The sequence below is a fragment of the Ohtaekwangia koreensis genome (assembly GCF_900167975.1).
Taxonomy (GTDB): Bacteria; Bacteroidota; Bacteroidia; order Cytophagales; family Cyclobacteriaceae; genus Ohtaekwangia; species Ohtaekwangia koreensis.
In genome coordinates, this window is record NZ_FUZU01000002.1 from 423,449 (window position 1) to 442,773 (window position 19,325).

Sequence of the window (19,325 nt, forward strand, 5' to 3'; positions counted from 1 at the left end):
CATACAGCTGGGGAGCTTCTTCTACTTTTGTATACTCAAAAATTAGTGTGGGAATGGAGTGGAAGAAAAAGATCAGGGATTTGATTGTTGGTGAAAACAAACATATAGAATCCTGGGGGGAATATAAACAGGTGATGCTTTCCGGTCAATTTGCTTTGCTGGGCATTTTGTTATGTTGCATGTATATACTGATTGACCTGCTGTCGGGTACCTATTTTTCAATACCAGTTTTTGTCTGCGCATTATTTTTTCTTTCGCTTTCTATATTTATACATCGCCAAGGGGACCATTGCCTAGCCAATTATTTCCTATTGCCTACCATTAACATCATGGTGTATCTTTTTGCGGCAAGCGAATCACCCAACACCGGCATCTTTGTTTTCTTTATTGCAAATTCTGTAGCAGCCTTTGCTGTGTTTAACTATAAACAACGACTGCTATCGATTCTGTTTGCTGTCTTTACCTATGTATTGTTCGCGTTGGCCTACTTTGTAGACTTTAGCTTGATTCCTAAACGCGACTATTCCGATGAACTGTTGCTGTTTCACCTCGTAGTGAATTTTACCGTAGCACTTCCAGCCATTACCATGGGAGTATATCTTTTGATCAGCCTAAATCATTACAATGCTATACAACTCGTGCAAAGCAACGAGATGCTTACCAAAACAAACCGCGAGCTCGATCGCTTTGTATATAGTACCTCACACGACTTGCGTGGACCGCTTACTTCCATCATGGGATTGCTAAATATAGCGGAGCGTTCGCAAAATCCGCAGGACGTAAGAAACTATATGGTGATGATGAAGGACCGTATTCATTCGCTGGATAAATTCATCAAAGACATTACGGATTACTCCCGTAACAATCGCCTTGACATCGCGCGTGAAAAAGTAAATCTTCATGAACTGGCAAATGAAGTGTGGGATAGTCTCAAATATTCTCCGGAAGCTGAGCGTATCGACTTTCAAATTGATATACCACATGATGCTGTTGTTGAGTCTGACAAGAACAGGCTGAGAATTATAGTTGGCAACCTGGTTTCCAATGCTATCCGTTATCATGACGCCCGTAAGGATGGGAAATATATACGCCTTCGCCATCAATTGAATGGACGAGTATTCTATCTTAAAGTTGAGGACAACGGACAAGGTATAGCGCCCGAATATCATGGCAAGATCTACGATATGTTCTATCGTGGCAACGAAAAATCAAAAGGCTCAGGCCTCGGTCTATACATTGTGAAAGAAACCTTGATGAAACTTTCAGGCTCCATTCACCTGGAATCATCTCCCGGTATAGGCTCTACCTTTACAGTTAAACTTCCAAAACGCGTTGCTTAAATCACGCTATACCTAACAGGTGGAAGCTTCTTAACCAGAGATTAACATTCAAAAAACAGGAGAGAGTCCACTGCGAAGTGGTGACTAATATTATCTTTGCCGCTTATGGCAGCACAAGAAGATAACCTGTTTAAAAATGTGATTGCCCATGCCAAGGAGTATGGGTTTGTTTTTCCTTCCAGTGAAATTTACGATGGACTCAGCGCTGTCTATGACTATGGACAAAACGGGGCTGAGCTAAAAAATAATCTAAAAGAGTATTGGTGGAAGTTCATGACGCTTCTCCACGATAATATAGTCGGGATCGATGCTGCTATCTTTATGCATCCTACCACATGGAAAGCTTCCGGCCACGTAGATGCTTTTAACGACCCGATGGTCGATAATAAAGATTCCAAGAAACGCTATCGTGCCGATGTGCTGGTAGAAGACGCCATCACCAAGATGGAAGATAAAATTGAGAAAGAAGTCGAGAAGGCTGCAAAGCGATTTGGAGAATCTTTTAACCGCGAAACATTTGTTACAACAAATGCGCGCGTGCTGGAGTATCAGAAAAAAGTTGATGAGACCAATGCGCGGTTGAAAGATGCTATGGGCAATGGCGACATGGCGGCTATGAAGCAACTCATCATCGATCTTGATATAGCTGATCCTATTTCCGGCACCAAGAACTGGACAGAGGTTCGTCAGTTCAACCTGATGTTCTCCACCGAGATTGGTTCTCTGGCAGAAGATGCTAACAAGATATACCTACGCCCTGAAACAGCACAAGGTATATTTGTAAATTTTCTGAACGTGCAGAAGACGGGCCGTATGAAAATACCTTTCGGTATAGCACAGATCGGTAAAGCTTTCCGCAATGAAATTGTAGCGCGTCAGTTTATTTTCAGAATGCGTGAGTTCGAGCAAATGGAAATGCAATTCTTCATTAAGCCCGGAGAAGAAATGAAGTGGTATGAATACTGGAAAGCTAAGCGTATGAAGTGGCACCAGACGCTAGGCCTGGGTAATGATAATTATCGCTTCCACGATCACCTGAACCTAGCGCATTACGCGAATGCAGCCTGCGACATCCAGTTCAATTTCCCAATGGGATTCAAAGAATTGGAAGGTATACATTCACGCACTGATTTCGATTTAAAGAATCATGAAAAGTTCTCAGGCAAGAAACTTCAGTATTTTGACTCTGAGGATAATCAATCATTTATACCTTACGTTGTAGAAACCTCTGTTGGTCTAGATCGCTTGTTCTTATCTGTACTCTCAAAATCATATATAGAAGAAAAACTTGAAGATGGAAGTGAACGCGTAGTGCTGAGAATTCCTGCTCCGCTTGCTCCTCACAAAGTAGCCATTCTTCCGTTAATGAAAAAAGATGGTTTGCCCGAGAAGGCAGAAGCTGTGATGAATGAGCTGAAGTACGATTTGCGCTGCTTCTATGAAGAGAAGGATGCTATCGGTAAACGCTATAGAAGACAAGACGCTATCGGAACTCCATATTGCATTACCATTGATCATCAAACATTGGAAGACGATACGGTTACCATCCGCGATCGCGACACCATGAAACAGGAGCGTGTTAAAATTGCGGATGTAAAAGCGAAATTGATTGACGCGTGCTCAATCAACAACCTCCTCAGAAAAATATAGATATACTTGTATAAATAATTTAAAGCAGGCACCTCATAATATGGTGCCTGCTTTGTATGTATATAATTCTGAAACTGCCACGAGCCTCATCATCGCCATCATTATCCTAACTAAATTCCTATAACCCTTTTATGAATCCTATCCTTAACAAGAACCTCTTTTTTGTAAAAGAGCATGTCGGTATTTTCAAAGCTTCCAACAGTTTTGATATATACAATCCCGAGACACAGCAAATTGTATTGAACTGCCGCGAAGAGAACCTCGGGTTCTTTACAAAGCTTTTGCGTTTCTCGGATTATAAGCGGATGACTCCTTTCAACATCGAAATTAAAACTCCCGCTGGCGAAAAGATTATCACTGTAAAACGCGGCGTTTCTTTTTTCTTATCAACGGTACAAGTACTGGATGAGAACGATACACTGATCGGGATGTTCAAGCAGAAGTTTTTTTCTATCGGTGGAAAATTTGAAGTGCTTGATGCCAGCGAGCGCTCACTCTGTATGCTGAAAGGAAAATGGACTAGCTGGGATTTCAAATTTGTATCAAGCGACAACAAAGAATTTGCTACGGTAACCAAACAATGGTCTGGACTTGGTAAAGAACTTTTCACCTCTGCTGATAATTATGTTTTACAGATCAGCTCTGAAGTACCCGAGAATCATCAACTCCGTCAATTGATTCTTGCGGCTGTTATGTGTATTGATTTTGTTTTGAAAGAGTAAGAAGAGTATAATTTGAGAGTACAGAAAGACGAGTCGAGAGTAATCTGGCTCGTCTTTAAATATTTAATATCTTGCGCTCGCGAAAAAATGCTTATCATTTTTCGTGATTTAAATTCATCAAGGCTCCGCCTTCTTTTAATTTTTAATGAACTGGCAATCTCTTCTTTCTCCACAGCGTACAGGTTCAAAGCCAACTTCTTCAGAAGCATCACGAAGTGCCTTCGAGCAAGATTACGATCGGATTATTTTCTCGCATCCCTTCAGAAGACTACAAGATAAAACCCAGGTACACCCGCTACCTGAACACGACTTTGTACATACACGATTAACGCATTCACTTGAAGTATCGAGTGTAGGCAGATCGTTGGGAAGAAAAGCAGGCGAAGTAATTGTGCAGCGACACCCGGAGCTCAAAGAGAAATTTTCGCTGTTTGATTTTGGGGCCGTTGTAGCCGCGGCTTCACTCGCGCATGATCTCGGCAACCCTCCCTTCGGACATGCCGGAGAAGATTCTCTTTCCGATTTTTTTCTGGAACATCCTTATGGGAAATCTTTTCAATCAAAAGTTACAGAAGCAGAATGGAATGATTTGTTGAAGTTCGAAGGAAACGCGCAGGGCTTCCGCATCATCAACAGTAATCAATACGGGTTGAAGCTTACGCTGGCAACCCTAGGAGCGTTTACAAAATATCCGTGTCCTGCTTTGTTTCCGGGTCGCGATAAATCAAAAAAAAGTCAGAAGAAATTCGGTTTCTTTCAATCCGAAAAAGAAATATTCTCTACCGCGGCAGCGCAGCTTGAGTTAACACGCATTGCAGAAGATGTATGGGTGCGCCATCCTTTAACTTTTCTGGTAGAGGCAGCAGATGACATTTGCTATAGCATCATCGATCTCGAAGATGGTTGTAGGATGGGATTGGTGAACTATAATGATACTGTAGACCTGTTAGCGAATATTTTAAAAGAGAATTTCAAGCGTGAGAAACTCGATAAGATTACGGGCCAGAATGAAAGGATAGGAGTGCTTCGCGCCATGACGATTAATAAACTGGTGGAAGAATGTACTGAAGTTTTTCTGGCGCATGAAAAAGAAATTCTGGAAGGCACATTCGATAAAGCGCTTGCTGATCATTGTGCTTCCAAAGATGCCCTCGAAGAGATCAGTAGTATTTCTGTTGAGAAGATTTACCGTGCACGGCATGTAGTAGAGATCGAAGCCTCCGGCCATGAAGTGTTGCCGGGATTATTGCACGAATTTGTTACTGCGGGTGAACACATCATGAATAAATCTTCATCACGCAAGTATAAAAATCTCGCTTTATTGTTGCCGGTAGAGATGCGAATTGAAATTGAAAAGCAGGTGAGCACCTATGGTATGCTGCGCATCATTCTTGACTTTGTTTCCGGATTGACCGACCGGCATGCGCTTTCACTGTATAGAAGAATAAAAGGGATTTCGCTATAGCGAATAATAAAAGTTGTTTCAGCACTCCCTGGTGCTGAAACAACCTCGAAGGAATTAATTTTTAGAAGCTTTCTTTACCTGCTTTTCAGCACGTTTTTCCTTTAATGTTTTGGCCGGCTTCTTTTTAGTTTCCTTCCTTGCATCTTGTGATTTTGCCATAGCTAGTGATAGTTAATGATTCAAAAATAATAAACTGCTACTGTATAAACCATTGTTGTCTACTGATTTTGAATGCAGTATGGTATAGTTATACTGATTGCCTGGAGCTATTGTTTCAAGATATGAATTGATTTTTTACCGCTCACTTCCCCCACCAGCTTGTTGGTTATATGTTAACCTCGGAAAAAGGCAAAATTGATTAGCTTTGGCCTTTCTGAAACTTGCATTGCATCGATTATGTGGAATAGGATTGCTCAATTTATTATTAAGTACAGACTGTCGCTGATCATAATAATTGGTCTCATTACTATCGTAATGGGATATTTTGCTTCACGCGTTCAAATGAGTTACGACTTTGCAAGAACAGTACCGCTGGACGATCCGGATATGGTGTTGCTTACCAAGTTTAAAGCGCAGTTCGGAGAAGACGGTAATCTTATAGCGGTTGGCGTAAAAGATAGCGGTGTTTACACACTTGAGAATTTTAAAGCATTCAGAGAATTAACGCGCGATATAAAAAAGATTGAAGGCGTAAACGAAGTTGTGTCGTTGCCAGTGATCAAAATAATTTTAAAGGACACCGCTAAATCTCAATTCTATCTTCAATCAATTTTTCCTGAAAATATAGCAAGTCAGCAAGAACTTGATAGTCTCCTTGCCATCGCCTACGATCAGAAGGTATATATGGGCCACATTGTGAACCCGGACAACGGTGCCACCATGATGCTCGTGTCGGTGCAAAAAGAGTATATGAACTCTTCAAAGCGCGAAGGACTTGCACAATCTTTACTCGCTGCGGGAAAAAAGTTTGAAGACAAATCAAAAATCCAGTTGCATTATGCCGGCCTTCCGTTCATCCGTACGTTGGTAGCAAACCAGGTGCGAAAGGAAATGCAGCTTTTCCTCTATGCGTCTGCATTTGTAACGGGGCTGATCATGTTCCTGTTCTTTAAATCATTCCGTGCCGTAATCTTCTCCATGATTATCATCGGCATTGTTGTGGTGTGGACACTTGGAACACTTACTCTTTTTGGTTTCAAGATCACCTTGCTGAGCGGCTTGATTCCACCGGTAATTGTTACGATCGGTATAACCAATGCTATATATCTGCTGAACAAGTATCACCTTGAGTTTGCCAAGTCGAAAGATAAAATCAAAGCAATCTCTACGGTAGTTCAAAAGATGGGGCTGGCAACCTTCCTTACCAATTTAACGGTTGCTATAGGGTTCCTTACTCTTCTTTCTACCGATATTATTATTCTGCGCGAGTTTGGTATTGTAGCCGGCATAAACATCATGGTGTTATTCCTGGTAAGCCTGGTGATGATACCGAGTGTTTTCTCCTGGCTGCCTACGCCTTCTGAAAAACACTTGCGCCATCTCAACTTCAAAATCATGAACGGCTTTTTAAAGCTGGTTGATTTGACCGTGCATCGCCACCGCGCGATTATATATGTGGTGTCCATGACGGTAGCCATACTCTCTGTATATGGTATACTTCAGTTACGCTCGGTGTCCTACATGGTTGATGATATTCCGGAAGAGAGCCAGATCAAAAAAGATCTTCACTTCTTCGAAGCGAACTTCAGCGGCATTATGCCACTGGAGGTTGTTGTGGAGTTCAAAACAAAAAAGAGAAGGCCCGTATTGGATGTTAAAAATATGGCGAAGGTTGATGAGCTCGAAAACTTTCTTGACTCGCTACCCGAAGTGTCTCGCCCTATATCTGTGCTCAGTCTTATCAAAGCATCGAAGCAGGCTTTCTATAATAATAATCCTGCCCGCTATACTTTGCCAAGCAAAAGTGAAGGAGCCTTCATTCTTCGCTATATGAAAGGCCAAACCGATAACAGTGGATTGTTTAAATCCTTTGTTGATTCTTCTTTTACGAAAATGAGAATCTCCAGTCAGATTGCCGACATCGGTTCGATCAAAATGGATTCACTGGTTCATTACGTAATCGAACCTAAAATGAAATCTATTTTTGTATCCACGGAAAAAGATTCAGTGACAGCTTCGGTAACAGGCTCAACCAAGATCTTTATTAAAGGAAATAAATTTCTGATCGCCAATCTCCAGGAAAGTTTACTGCTGGCATTTTTACTGATAACACTTTCCATGGCGATACTCTTCGCTAATGTGCGCATGATCATCATTTCACTCATCCCAAATTTATTGGCGTTGATGATCACTGCAGGACTGATGGGGTATCTTAATATACCTCTCAAAGCAAGCACCGCGTTGATCTTCAGTATCACGTTTGGTATTTCGGTGGACAATTCTATTCGCTTTCTGGCAAAATACCGTCAGGAAATTCTGTCGAATAATTTCTACATCCCGGTAGCAATCAGCGATGCTATTATGGAAACTGGTAAAAGCATCATCTATACTTCCATCGTTCTTTTCGCAGGCTTTATCATTTTCACATTTTCTTCGTTTGGCGGTACCATCGCACTTGGACTTCTCACATCGGTGACGTTGATCATCTCGATGTTCACTAATCTGATTCTGTTACCAGCGTTGATCATGACCTTTGACAGACCACGGAAAAAGAAAGGTGATCGTAAGCTCATTGATGAGTTCGACCATACTTTTTATGGCGAGTCTGAAGACGAAGAGATCGACCTGAACAAAATCAAGATTCACAATCGCCATTCAGCTGCGGAGTAGTTGCAACAGATAGTCAGCTATTTGAAAGCACGAATAATGTGCTCCCGGACAAAATTCGTAGTTCTTACTTCGTAATTCGTAATTATCTTTGCGCTCTTATTTCGAAACGCAGACGCTAGTTTTTGAGCATGGCAGGAAATTATAAAGAATTTAAAGATCTGAATTTTGCCCGTATCGCTGAAGAAATCCTTGATTTCTGGAAACGCGAAGAGGTATTTCAAAAATCCGTTACCAATCGTGAGGGTGCTCCTTCTTTTACATTTTACGAAGGCCCTCCATCCGCCAACGGCACGCCCGGCATTCACCACGTAATGGCCCGGACTGTAAAAGATATCTTCTGTCGTTACAAAACGCTTCAAGGCTTCCAGGTAAAACGCAAAGGTGGTTGGGACACGCATGGGCTTCCGGTAGAACTCCAGGTGGAAAAACAACTCGGCATCACGAAGGACGATATCGGTAAGAAAATCTCCATTGAAGATTATAACAAGAAGTGCCGCGAAACGGTAATGATGTATAAAGATCAGTGGGATGACCTCACCATGAAAATGGGCTATTGGGTCGACCTTGATAATCCCTATATCACCTACGAAAAAGAATATATCGAATCACTGTGGTGGTTGCTCAAACAGTTCTATAACAAAAAGCTACTCTACAAAGGATATACTATACAGCCGTATTCTCCTGCTGCAGGTACGGGCTTAAGCTCACATGAATTGAACTTACCAGGCTGCTATAAAGATGTGAAGGACACTTCTATCGTAGCGCAGTTTAAGGTAATGAAAGATTCAAAATCAGAATTCCTGTTTTCAAATCCTACCGGAGATGTATTTATACTCGCCTGGACTACTACTCCCTGGACACTTCCATCGAACACATCGTTGGTAGTAGGCGAGAAGATTAAATATGTTCAGGTAAATACATTCAATCCGTATACCTATAATGCAGTAAGCGTTGTGTTGGCAAAAGATCTTTTTGGAAAATATTTCTCTGAAAAGAATAAAGAGCTGAAGCTCGAAGACTACAAGCCTGGAGATAAAGCTATACCGTATCACATCGTTCAGGAATTTACCGGTAAGCAATTACTTGGTATAAGCTATGAACAACTGATGCCCTACCTGCAGCCGCTATATGATGCCGACAAAGCATTTAAAGTAATTGCAGGAGATTTCGTAACAACAGAAGATGGTACAGGCGTTGTACACAGCTCGCCTACATTTGGTGCAGACGACTTCCGCGTAGCGAAACAAAACGGAATACCTCCACTTACCTTAAAAGACGAAGCAGACAACGAAGTGCCTACTGTAGATCGCAAAGGAAAATTTGTTACTGCGATAGGTGAAAGATTGAAAGAAGGTGTAGCCAAGTTCAACATCAAAACTCATAAGCCACTTGGTGCCGATGACTTTTATGTGAAGAACTATACCAATGAAGACGAGACTCACGCAGACTATAAAAATACTGATGTAATCGTCTCCATTATTTTGAAAGAAGAGAACAAGGCTTTCAAGGTAGAGAAGTACGAACACACGTATCCGCATTGCTGGCGTACCGATAAACCTGTGCTATATTATCCGTTGGATTCCTGGTTTATCAAAACAACGGCATTGAAAGATAAGATGGTGGAGCTTAACAAAACTATCAACTGGAAACCGGAGTCTACAGGCACAGGACGCTTTGGCAACTGGCTTGAAAATCTTGTTGACTGGAATTTATCGCGTTCACGCTATTGGGGAACACCACTGCCAATCTGGAGAACAAAAGATGGCAAAGAAGAAATTTGTATCGGCTCACTCGAGGAACTGAATAACGAAGTTGCAAAATCAGTAAAAGCAGGTTTTATGAAAGCCGCGCTTACTGTCGATTTTGATTTACACAGACCTTATGTAGATGACGTTGTACTTGTAAGTGCGTCTGGTCAACCCATGCATCGTGAGCCCGACCTCATTGACGTGTGGTTCGATTCAGGAGCAATGCCGTACGCACAATGGCATTATCCATTTGAGAATAAAGATATATTCGAAAAAAATTATCCTGCAGATTTCATTGCCGAAGGTGTAGATCAGACTCGTGGATGGTTCTTTACATTGCATGCCATTGCAGTCATGATTAACGAAAGCAGCCCGGAAATAAATGCTGTTAATAAAAAAGTAAACAACGGTGGCGTTGCATTCAAAAACGTAATCTCCAACGGACTCGTGCTTGATAAGAACGGCAATAAAATGTCGAAGAGCAAAGGCAACGTTGTGAACCCGTTTGAAACGTTAGGTAAATATGGTCCCGATATAGTGCGTTGGTATATGATCGAGAACGCACCGCCTTGGGACAATTTGAAATTCGACTTCGATGGTATCAGCGAAGTACAACGCAGATTTTTCGGAACACTTCAAAACACCTATTCATTCTTTGCACTGTATGCTAATATAGATGGGTTTGTAAAGGATGAGATGAATGTTGTTCCATATGATAAGCTGTCGCACCTTGATCGCTGGATCATTTCAAAACTTCAAACGCTTATTGTTGATGTAACAAAAGCATACGAAGAATACGAACCTACAAGAGCTGCACGTGCTATACAGGAGTTTGTGAATGATCATCTCTCCAACTGGTACGTTCGTCTGAACAGGAAACGTTTTTGGAAAGGTGAAATGAGTGAAGACAAGAAGGCTGCTTATGAAACGCTTTATGAGTGTTTACTTGTAGTCGGCCAACTGATGGCTCCTGTCGCACCTTTCTTCAGCGAATGGCTATATAAAAATCTTACTGAAAACATCCGCGATAAAGCGCTTGCCAACAACACTCCGCTTCGCCATGCGTCTATTCATTTAACAAGTCTTGTAAAGGTTGAACAAAACCGCATTGACAGTGAATTGGAAAAATCCATGGAGTATGCGCAGAAGATCTGTTCATTGGTTCACTCGATCCGCAAAAATGCAAAGATCAAAGTTCGTACTCCGTTACAACGCATTTTGTTACCGGTATTGGATGAAGCTTTTGCAAATCGCATTAAATCTGTAGAAGAGATTATCCTTGCAGAAGTAAACGTGAAGGCAATCGAATATATAGATGATACTTCAGGCGTGCTTGTAAAGAAAGTGAAACCGAATTTCGCGAAGCTTGGCAAGCAGTATGGCCCGAAGATGAAAGAGGTAGCTGCGGTCATCAATACGTTTACAAAAGAAGATATAGCACTGATCGAGAAACAAGGTAAACTTTCGAAAGATGGTTTCGACCTTGTACTGGAAGATATACTGATTTCGTCTGAAGATATACCAGGATGGTCGGTAGCAGCAGAAGCAGGCATCACGGTTGCGCTTGATATCACAATCACAGAAGATCTGAAAAAAGAAGGTATAGCCCGCGACTTTGTAAACCGTGTTCAGAATTTGCGCAAGGACATGGGGCTGGAAGTGCTGGATAAAATTGGTATTGAGGTTGAGAAAGATGGTGAAGTAGTAACCGCTGCCTTAACTGAATTCCGTGACTATATCAGCACCGAAACCCAGGCATTAACATTGGAGTTAAAAGAAGGTGTTGCCGATGCTACAGAAGTAGATATGGATGAATTTATGTTGAAAGTAAAAATAAGTGTCAAGCGATAAGTTTGTTTTCACAGTTCATGTTTAGCTTAAGCATGAACTGTGATGCAAACATCACCACCTGAGAACTCAATGAAAATATACAAGTATTTCCTCCTCGCGCTCTTAATCATTATCATCGATCAGGTTTCCAAATTATTGGTGCATCACTATATGTACCTGCACCAGGAAATAACCGTTGTCGGAAATGAGCAATTCGGATTCAAGCTCCATTACCTTCTGAACCCCGGCATGGCCTTTGGCATTCGGTGGAATAATGAGTTTGGCAAGCTCACGTTAACGGTGTTCAGGATTGCTGCCATGGTGGGTATAGGATATTACCTGGTAAAGATGGCGAAGAAGAAAGCGCACGTTGGTTTTTTGTGGTGTATGGCTTTGATTCTGGGAGGTGCTGTGGGCAACGTTATTGATAGTACATTCTATGGTGTGTTGTTGCATAATCAACCTGCTAATTCTCCTACACCGTGGTTCCACGGTCAGGTAATTGATATGCTCTTCTTTCCATTATTTGATTTTACATGGCCAACGTGGATGCCATACGTTGGTGGAGAATACTTTTTATTCTTTAGTCCTGTATTTAATATTGCCGACTCCTCCATCTTTGTTGGTGTAGTAATTATACTGTTGTTCCAGCGTACATTTTTTGGTGAGCATATCAATGACTCTGTGCCGGTACCGCCAGCAGAAGAATCGCCTACTGATGAAACTGATCAGAATATAATTACAAAAAATCAAACGGACTCATCATCACTATCTCAATCATAGAGATAATGATGGTGAAGCCATCGATCACAATTTTACCTGCTTCACACTAATAGCCGTTAGTCAAGTTCATTATTATTATTACTTTTAGGACTGATAACTTTTCCATAACCTTAACCTAAGAAGAATTATAATGAGTTTGTTTATCAAAAAGCCCTTGGATCAGCTGATGAATCAGGCTGGGGATTCTGAGAAGGGGTTGAAACGCACGCTAACGGCAACCAACCTGGTAGCGTTAGGTATCGGAGCCATCATTGGTGCAGGTCTGTTTGTTAGAACAGCAGCAGCAGCCAGTGAAGCCGCGGGACCTGCCGTAGTCATTTCATTCGTAATCGCTGCAGTAGGTTGTGCCTTTGCAGGTTTATGTTATGCAGAATTTGCTTCTATGATTCCTATTGCCGGAAGCGCCTATACATATGCGTATGCCACAATGGGAGAGTTTATTGCCTGGATTATCGGATGGGCACTTGTATTGGAATATGCGCTTGGTGCAGCAACCGTTTCAATTGCCTGGAGTGAATATCTCAACAAGCTCTTAAACGGGGCTATACCATATTCCCTCAGTCACTCGCCACTAGAGGGTGGTATTATAAATCTGCCTGCATTATTAATCCTTGCTATACTCACTGCTGTACTTATTAAAGGAACACAGGAGTCAGCATCGCTAAATGCAATAATAGTTTTCGTGAAGGTAGCCATCGTGTTACTGTTCATTGTTATTGGCTGGGGCTTTATTAATCCTGCTAACTATGAGCCATTCACTATTCCTGCAGGAACTCCTGGTCACGATACCTTCCGGGAATTTGGCTGGGGAGGCGTAGTCGGAGGAGCTAGTATAGTGTTCTTCGCATTTATAGGTTTTGACGCTGTATCAACCGCTGCACAGGAAGCAAAAAATCCGAAGCGCGATATGCCCATTGGTATACTTGGTTCACTTGTAGTTTGTACCATACTATATATATTGTTCTCGCACGTTCTTACCGGTATAGCAAACTGGACCGAATTTAAAACTGCTGGTAAAGAAGCCTCTGTAGCATATGCCATTGAAACTTATATGCATGGATACGGATGGTTGGCAACCGCTATCACAGTAGCGATTCTTGCAGGGTTCTCTTCAGTTATCCTGGTGATGTTGTTAGGACAATCTCGTGTGTTCTTCTCCATGGCAAATGATGGATTGCTTCCAAAAGTATTCTCTGATCTGCATCCTAAATTCCGCACTCCCTATAAATCGAATATCATTTTATTCTTTTTCGTAGGAGCGTTCGCGGCATTCATTCCAGGCAGCATGGCCGGAGACTTAACCAGTATTGGTACACTCTTCGCGTTTGCAGTAGTATGTATAGGTGTGTGGGTATTGCGCGTTAAGAACCCTGAACTTAAGCGTCCTTTCAAAACTCCGCTTGTACCCTTGGTTCCAATCCTTGGCGTTATAGTTTGTACCGCTCTGATCGTTTACGTTGACTCACGCACACAATTAGTAGCGGGTGCCTGGATGCTCATCGGGTTCGTGGTATACTTCGGCTATAGCAAGAAGAACAGTACACTTCGAAAATAATATTCAGATAAGTCAGTAATAAAAAAAGAGAGCCGCTTATGAAGCGGCTCTCTTTTTTTATTTGATGCTATACAAAATTAGAATTGCTCTAATTGAGAGAAGAAAAAGCTTCCTTCAATGGCAGCGTTCTCATCACTGTCAGATCCGTGAATAGCATTTGCTTCAATTGATTTTGCAAAAAGATTACGGATAGTACCTGGTTCTGCTTTCTTTGGATCAGTTGCTCCAATGAGTTTTCTGAAATCTTCTACTGCATTATTCTTTTCAAGAATCATCGGTACAATAAAGCCTGACGACATATACGTGCAAAGCTCTTGATAGAAAGAACGCTCTTTGTGAACAGCATAAAACTGACCAGCACGTTCAGGGCTGAGTTGAGTCTTTTTTAACGCAACGATTTTGAAACCTGCTTCTTCAATTAATTTTATAATCGCTCCGGTGTTACCTGCGCTTACTGCATCAGGTTTGATCATCGTAAAAGTTCTGTTAGTAGCCATATTAAGTTTTAGTTATAGTCTTGAACGGGAATGGGTTTCTGATTGTATATCTCTTGTAAACGGCCGCAAAAATAGAAAAAAAGATAACAGGAAGGGGGCCGCACTAAATGTTTAACAGACTATTTAAAAAGTCTATTGAAAATGACAGTCGATTACTGAAGGTGAACTATCAAGATTTTTTACCCATTTTTGCCCCTTGTTTTACCAGCCTATGCAGAATATCACGGCTTTTAAGGAATATCTAAGCAAACCGCGTAGGGTTGTTATCATAACGCATTTCAAACCCGATGCCGATGCGCTTGGTTCTTCCCTCGGATTATGGGGTTATCTAAAAAAGAAAGGACATTCCGTTACCGTTATAACACCCAGCGACTATCCTGATTTCATTTCGTGGATGCCGGGAAATAAAGAGGTTGTTATTTTTCAAAAGGAGAAACCTCAAAAATCAAAACAGCTTATTGCCGAAGCCGATACAATTTTTTGTCTCGATTTTTCAAGTCTTAATAGAATCAATGACCTGGGTGAAGTGGTTCGCACAGCTACGGCAACAAAAGTCTTAGTAGATCACCATCTTGAACCTGAAAAATTTGCTGACTTCGAGCAGTGGGATGGAACAGCTGCATCAACAGCGGAACTTATTTTTCAGCTTATAGATGAACTCGGAGATAAATCACAAATCGATACCGACATTGCCAATTGCCTGTATGCGGGCATCATGACAGATACAGGTGGGTTCAGACATTCAAACACTACACACAAAGTTTTTCAAATCGCTGGCGAACTTGTTGCCTTGGGTGCGAATCCATCGAAAGTGTCCAAGCAGATTTATGATACCAACAGCATCGAGCGTTTACGACTCATGGGCTATGTGCTGAGTCAAAAACTCAAGGTGCTTCCTGAATATAGAACAGCTTATATCGTGCTTACCGCAGAAGAATTAAAAAACTTCAGTTCACAAACTGGCGATACAGAAGGCTTCGTGAATTATGGCCTATCTATTAAAGGAGTAAAACTTTCCGTGCTCATCTCCGATCGCAAAGAGAATATTAAATTATCCTTCCGCTCGCTGGGAAATTTTTCTGTAAACGAGATGGCGAGAAAATACTTTGAAGGCGGTGGCCATCGAAATGCATCTGGCGGTCAAACCAAACTTACGCTGGAGCAAACGCTGGAGAAGTTTCTGAGCATCCTGCCGGAGTACAAAGAGCAATTGCTGGTAGAAGAGAATTAAAAAAGAGTAAACCAATTCCAACTTTATAAATTAAATCATTGTCTAATCATGAACATGACCAAACTCGCGAACGTGCTGATCGGATTGCTGCTGCTATGTGTGGCTTGCAAAAATTCAGAAGAGAAAGTTACTCCAAACGGATTTAAATTTCAGGTAATAAAAGCCGGTGATGGTGTAAAACCTAAACCAGGCCAGTTACTAATATTCGAATACATCATGAAAGATTCCAAGGATTCTGTATGGCAAGACACATACGAAAATGGTTTCCCTGGCGTGTTTCCTATTCAAGACAGCAGCACGATTGCAACTGAAATCGGTGCATTGCAAATGTTCCGCATGTTATCAAAAGCAGATAGCGTGACTCTTACTCGTCCTGCAAAAGAATTTTTCAAAGATGTGTTGGGTGGTCCGATGCCTCCTCAGGTAGACTCTTCCCGCAACATCACGATCAATATCAAAGTTGTTGATATCCTTGATCAGCAGAAATTTCCAGCATTCCAGGCGGAACTTTATGCAAAAAGAAAAGGCTTTCAAAAAGCAAAAGATGCCAAGCAGATTGAAAAATATCTTGCTGATAAAAAGATTACTGCCCAACAAGATACCAGCGGTATCCGCTACGTTATCCATACTAACAATGGTGGACAAAAGCCTACACCTACAAGCTGTGTTGAAGTTAGTTATGAAGGTAAATTCCTGAAGGACGAAAAGACATTCGACAAAAATCCGAAGATGACTTTTTCTCTTAACCAGGTAATTCCAGGATGGAAGCAAAGTATACCTATGCTTGGCGTAGGCGACTCTGCAACGTTCTATATTCCTTCCCATTTGGCGTATGGCCCACAGGGTTATCCGGGTGCTATTCCTCCAAATGCGATTTTGATTTTTGATGTTAAGCTTTTCGGAACAGGAGAGACTTTCGATCCTGAGACGAAAACCTGCAAATAGAAATTAACCAAATCCCAAACGAAAAATGAACAACGTAAGAAGATTGATAGGAGTCGCATTGGTTTGTGCGGCAGTCGGTTTGAGCGGATGTATTGATTCCACAGATGACATTGCAGATCCAAATATTCAATTGCAGGCAGATGTTAAAGCGATTGATGACTACCTGGCTGCCAATTTCATCGGTGCACAAAAAGATCCGAGTGGTATCCGAATGGAGATCACAAAACTTGGAACCGGATTGCCTGCAAGAAGCATAAACTCAACCGTTGATGTCGATTACGTTGGTAAATTCTTTCCAGATGGTGCAGGATTTGATCAAGGCAACATTAAAGGAACGTTGAAGAGCTATATAACCGGATGGCAGATCGCTTTTACAAAACTTCCTGTAGGAACACAGGCAAGACTATATATACCATCCGGATGGGCCTATGGAACAACAGGGCAAAACGGAATACCTGCCAATTCTATTTTGCAGTTTGATGTAGACTTTAATGAAGCGGTAATAACTTCTACCGAGAAAACTCAGTTCACTACAGACACTACTGCAATCAATAAGTATTTTGAAACGAATAGTTCAGCAGGTGTCATCAAGGATACTACCGGCATCCGCTATGTGATTACACAACAGGGCTCGGGCGCATCCATCAGTTGGTTTACAAAAGTTAATTTTAAAATCACCTATAGATTATTATCCAACCCAACCAGCGTGGTTGCAACGGTTACGCAAACACCAAGCGATACATTCTATAGCAGACCGGTTGATTTTATTCAGGGCATTATGATTGGCTTGCAGAAATTAACAGTTGGTGACAAAGCAACTATATATGTACCGTCAGGACTTGGCTTCGGAACAAATGGAGCAACGGACTCCAACGGATCGCAGGTAATCGGCAGCAATGCAAACCTGATTGTAGACCTTGAAGTGTTAGGAGTTCAATGAGACTATGTTTTGCTTCCAACAATAAGCACAAGCTCGAAGAGATAAAAAACGTTGTTGGCCGTAATATTAACATTGTAAGCTTAGCCGACATTAAATGTTATGAAGAGTTGCCCGAAACGCGGAATACGCTGGAGGGCAACTCTCTTCAAAAAGCTGAATATGTTTTTCAGCACTATAATACCCCATGCTTTGCGGATGATACTGGCCTGGAAGTGGATGCTTTAAACGGTGCTCCAGGAGTATACTCTGCACGGTACGCTGGCGAACAGCGCAGCAGCGAGGATAACATCGCGCTACTTTTACAAAACCTGAAGAACGATACAAATCGCAAAGCGCAATTCCGTACAGTCATCACGTTGCTTGGCGTAGAGGAAAAGCCGCTGTACTTCGAAGGGATTATTCGCGGCGAGATTATTACCGAGAAGCGTGGCACATCTGGTTTTGGATACGATCCTATATTTATCCCCGAAGGGCAAACTAAAACTTTCGCAGAGATGAGTATGGATGAAAAAAATCAGCTTAGTCACCGCGCTATAGCGGTTCGAAAATTGGGTGCATATCTTTCGGGAATCACTGTTTAAGATTCTCAATCTATATCTTTAAAAAGAGCCTTCGAGAAATAAAGATTCCGGAGGTTTTTTTCTTTCTGCACATTACCGGATGATTCGTAATTTTGTGCGGATTTTATGAAACCTATCTATATCATCGGCATTACGGGCGGGAGCGGCTCAGGAAAAACACATTTCCTTAAAAATCTTTCTTCCCGGTTTATGCCCGAAGAAATTTGCCTCATCTCACAGGATCATTACTACAAGCCTCTCGACCTACAGGTTATTGATACGAAAGGCATACAAAATTTCGATCTTCCCGAAGCAATTGAGCGCGAGAAATTCCATCAGGACATTCTGAAATTAAAATATGGTGAAACAGTACACAAGGCTGAGTACACCTTTAATAATCAAAATATAAAAGCCGCCACGCTTGAGTTCAAACCAGCACCGTTGTTGATCATTGAAGGTTTGTTCGTGCAGTATTTTCCGGAGATAGAAGAAGAACTCGATCTCAAAATTTTTATCGAAGCGAAAGATCACCTAAAGCTTAGCAGAAGAATCAGACGCGACAACGAAGAGCGTGGTTATGATCTCGATGACGTGCTGTACCGCTATCAACATCACGTTATGCCGGTTTACGAAACATTAATCAAGCCTCTCCAGCATAATGCCGACCTGGTGATTCCCAACAATCATCATTTTGAACGTGCATTGGATCTGGTAACCTGGGCTCTGAAAGCGCGGCTAAAAGCGGAACATTAAAATCGATTTGAGTCAATAGCCATAGCCAAAAAGCAAGGCATTGTACATTGCCGGCAATTGTCTACTTTTGTACCCCCGGAAAAAACATGACAGGAAAAGCTCGCATACGGACAACAACATTAATCGCAGGGATTCTAACAGCCCTGGTGATTGTTGTGTCGCAGCTTTTCTATTTTGAAACGGCTCACGTTGCAAAAAAAGAAATAAAGACCGAGCAGCAACAAGATGATCAGTCTGGTGACGAAGCTTACATTACGCTGCCTTCCAGCACACTTCCTTCCTCTACGCACGTAGAATTCGGTCAGGAAATCTTCTATCTTTTTGATATCCTCTTCGAGGAAGAAAAAATTGAAGAGCATGATTTTAATGTCTCGCTTCCTTTAAGTAAGTTTTTCCAAACACTTTTCGGGACCATCATTTCTCCGAACGCTCCTTAAGTAAGATATACTTCATCTTATATTCTACCGGATCTTTAAT

15 protein-coding genes are annotated in these 19,325 nt (G+C 41.7%); 14 read left to right on the forward strand and 1 reads right to left on the reverse strand.

The annotated features are described in order from the left end of the window. Positions 1-53: 53 nt before the first annotated feature. From B5Y40_RS14790 to B5Y40_RS14825, 8 genes are all read left to right on the forward strand, one after another. Positions 54-1,340, forward strand: a complete 1,287-nt coding sequence (locus B5Y40_RS14790; RefSeq protein WP_159453706.1) for a sensor histidine kinase — start codon at positions 54-56, stop codon at positions 1,338-1,340. Positions 1,341-1,445: 105 nt separating this feature from the next. Then, on the forward strand, positions 1,446-2,990 hold the full coding sequence (locus tag B5Y40_RS14795; protein WP_079687570.1) for a glycine--tRNA ligase: 1,545 nt from the start codon (positions 1,446-1,448) through the stop codon (positions 2,988-2,990). A 131-nt stretch (positions 2,991-3,121) separates the two neighbouring features. Further along, positions 3,122-3,712 (forward strand): LURP-one-related family protein, encoded by a 591-nt coding sequence (locus B5Y40_RS14800; RefSeq protein ID WP_079687571.1) that lies wholly within the window; start codon positions 3,122-3,124, stop codon positions 3,710-3,712. 145 nt (positions 3,713-3,857) lie between these two features. Next, complete coding sequence (locus tag B5Y40_RS14805) at positions 3,858-5,177, forward strand: deoxyguanosinetriphosphate triphosphohydrolase (RefSeq protein ID WP_079687572.1); 1,320 nt, start codon at positions 3,858-3,860, stop codon at positions 5,175-5,177. A gap of 396 nt (positions 5,178-5,573) precedes the next feature. Then, positions 5,574-8,006 carry an efflux RND transporter permease subunit gene (locus B5Y40_RS14810; protein ID WP_079687573.1) on the forward strand — a complete coding sequence of 811 codons (2,433 nt, stop codon included), beginning with the start codon at positions 5,574-5,576 and terminating at the stop codon, positions 8,004-8,006. 128 nt (positions 8,007-8,134) lie between these two features. Next, positions 8,135-11,605: an isoleucine--tRNA ligase gene (ileS, locus tag B5Y40_RS14815; RefSeq protein WP_079687574.1), complete on the forward strand. Its 3,471-nt coding sequence runs from the start codon at positions 8,135-8,137 to the stop codon at positions 11,603-11,605. A gap of 42 nt (positions 11,606-11,647) precedes the next feature. Next, the gene (locus B5Y40_RS14820) at positions 11,648-12,367 is read left to right on the forward strand and encodes a lipoprotein signal peptidase (RefSeq protein WP_245840563.1); all 720 of its coding nucleotides are present in this window, start codon (positions 11,648-11,650) and stop codon (positions 12,365-12,367) included. Positions 12,368-12,497: 130 nt separating this feature from the next. Next, positions 12,498-13,922: an amino acid permease gene (locus B5Y40_RS14825; RefSeq protein ID WP_079687575.1), complete on the forward strand. Its 1,425-nt coding sequence runs from the start codon at positions 12,498-12,500 to the stop codon at positions 13,920-13,922. Positions 13,923-13,999: 77 nt separating this feature from the next. Here B5Y40_RS14825 and B5Y40_RS14830 read toward each other — a convergent pair whose 3' ends face one another. Then, positions 14,000-14,419: a nucleoside-diphosphate kinase gene (locus B5Y40_RS14830; protein ID WP_079687576.1), complete on the reverse strand. Its 420-nt coding sequence runs from the start codon at positions 14,417-14,419 to the stop codon at positions 14,000-14,002. Positions 14,420-14,630: 211 nt separating this feature from the next. Between B5Y40_RS14830 and B5Y40_RS14835 the strand changes: the two genes are divergently transcribed. From B5Y40_RS14835 to B5Y40_RS14860, 6 genes are all read left to right on the forward strand, one after another. After that, the gene (locus B5Y40_RS14835) at positions 14,631-15,650 is read left to right on the forward strand and encodes a DHH family phosphoesterase (protein WP_079687577.1); all 1,020 of its coding nucleotides are present in this window, start codon (positions 14,631-14,633) and stop codon (positions 15,648-15,650) included. Positions 15,651-15,698: 48 nt separating this feature from the next. Beyond that, on the forward strand, positions 15,699-16,595 hold the full coding sequence (locus B5Y40_RS14840) for an FKBP-type peptidyl-prolyl cis-trans isomerase (RefSeq protein ID WP_079687578.1): 897 nt from the start codon (positions 15,699-15,701) through the stop codon (positions 16,593-16,595). 25 nt (positions 16,596-16,620) lie between these two features. Further along, positions 16,621-17,535 carry an FKBP-type peptidyl-prolyl cis-trans isomerase gene (locus B5Y40_RS14845; protein ID WP_079687579.1) on the forward strand — a complete coding sequence of 305 codons (915 nt, stop codon included), beginning with the start codon at positions 16,621-16,623 and terminating at the stop codon, positions 17,533-17,535. Next, positions 17,532-18,116, forward strand: coding sequence for a non-canonical purine NTP diphosphatase (locus B5Y40_RS14850; protein ID WP_079687580.1), 585 nt, complete (start codon positions 17,532-17,534; stop codon positions 18,114-18,116). The genes B5Y40_RS14845 and B5Y40_RS14850 overlap by 4 nt, the downstream gene beginning before the upstream one ends. A gap of 105 nt (positions 18,117-18,221) precedes the next feature. Next, on the forward strand, positions 18,222-18,848 hold the full coding sequence (locus B5Y40_RS14855; protein ID WP_079687581.1) for a uridine kinase family protein: 627 nt from the start codon (positions 18,222-18,224) through the stop codon (positions 18,846-18,848). Positions 18,849-18,934: 86 nt separating this feature from the next. After that, the gene (locus B5Y40_RS14860; RefSeq protein WP_079687582.1) at positions 18,935-19,285 is read left to right on the forward strand and encodes a hypothetical protein; all 351 of its coding nucleotides are present in this window, start codon (positions 18,935-18,937) and stop codon (positions 19,283-19,285) included. The last annotated feature ends 40 nt before the right edge of the window (positions 19,286-19,325 follow it).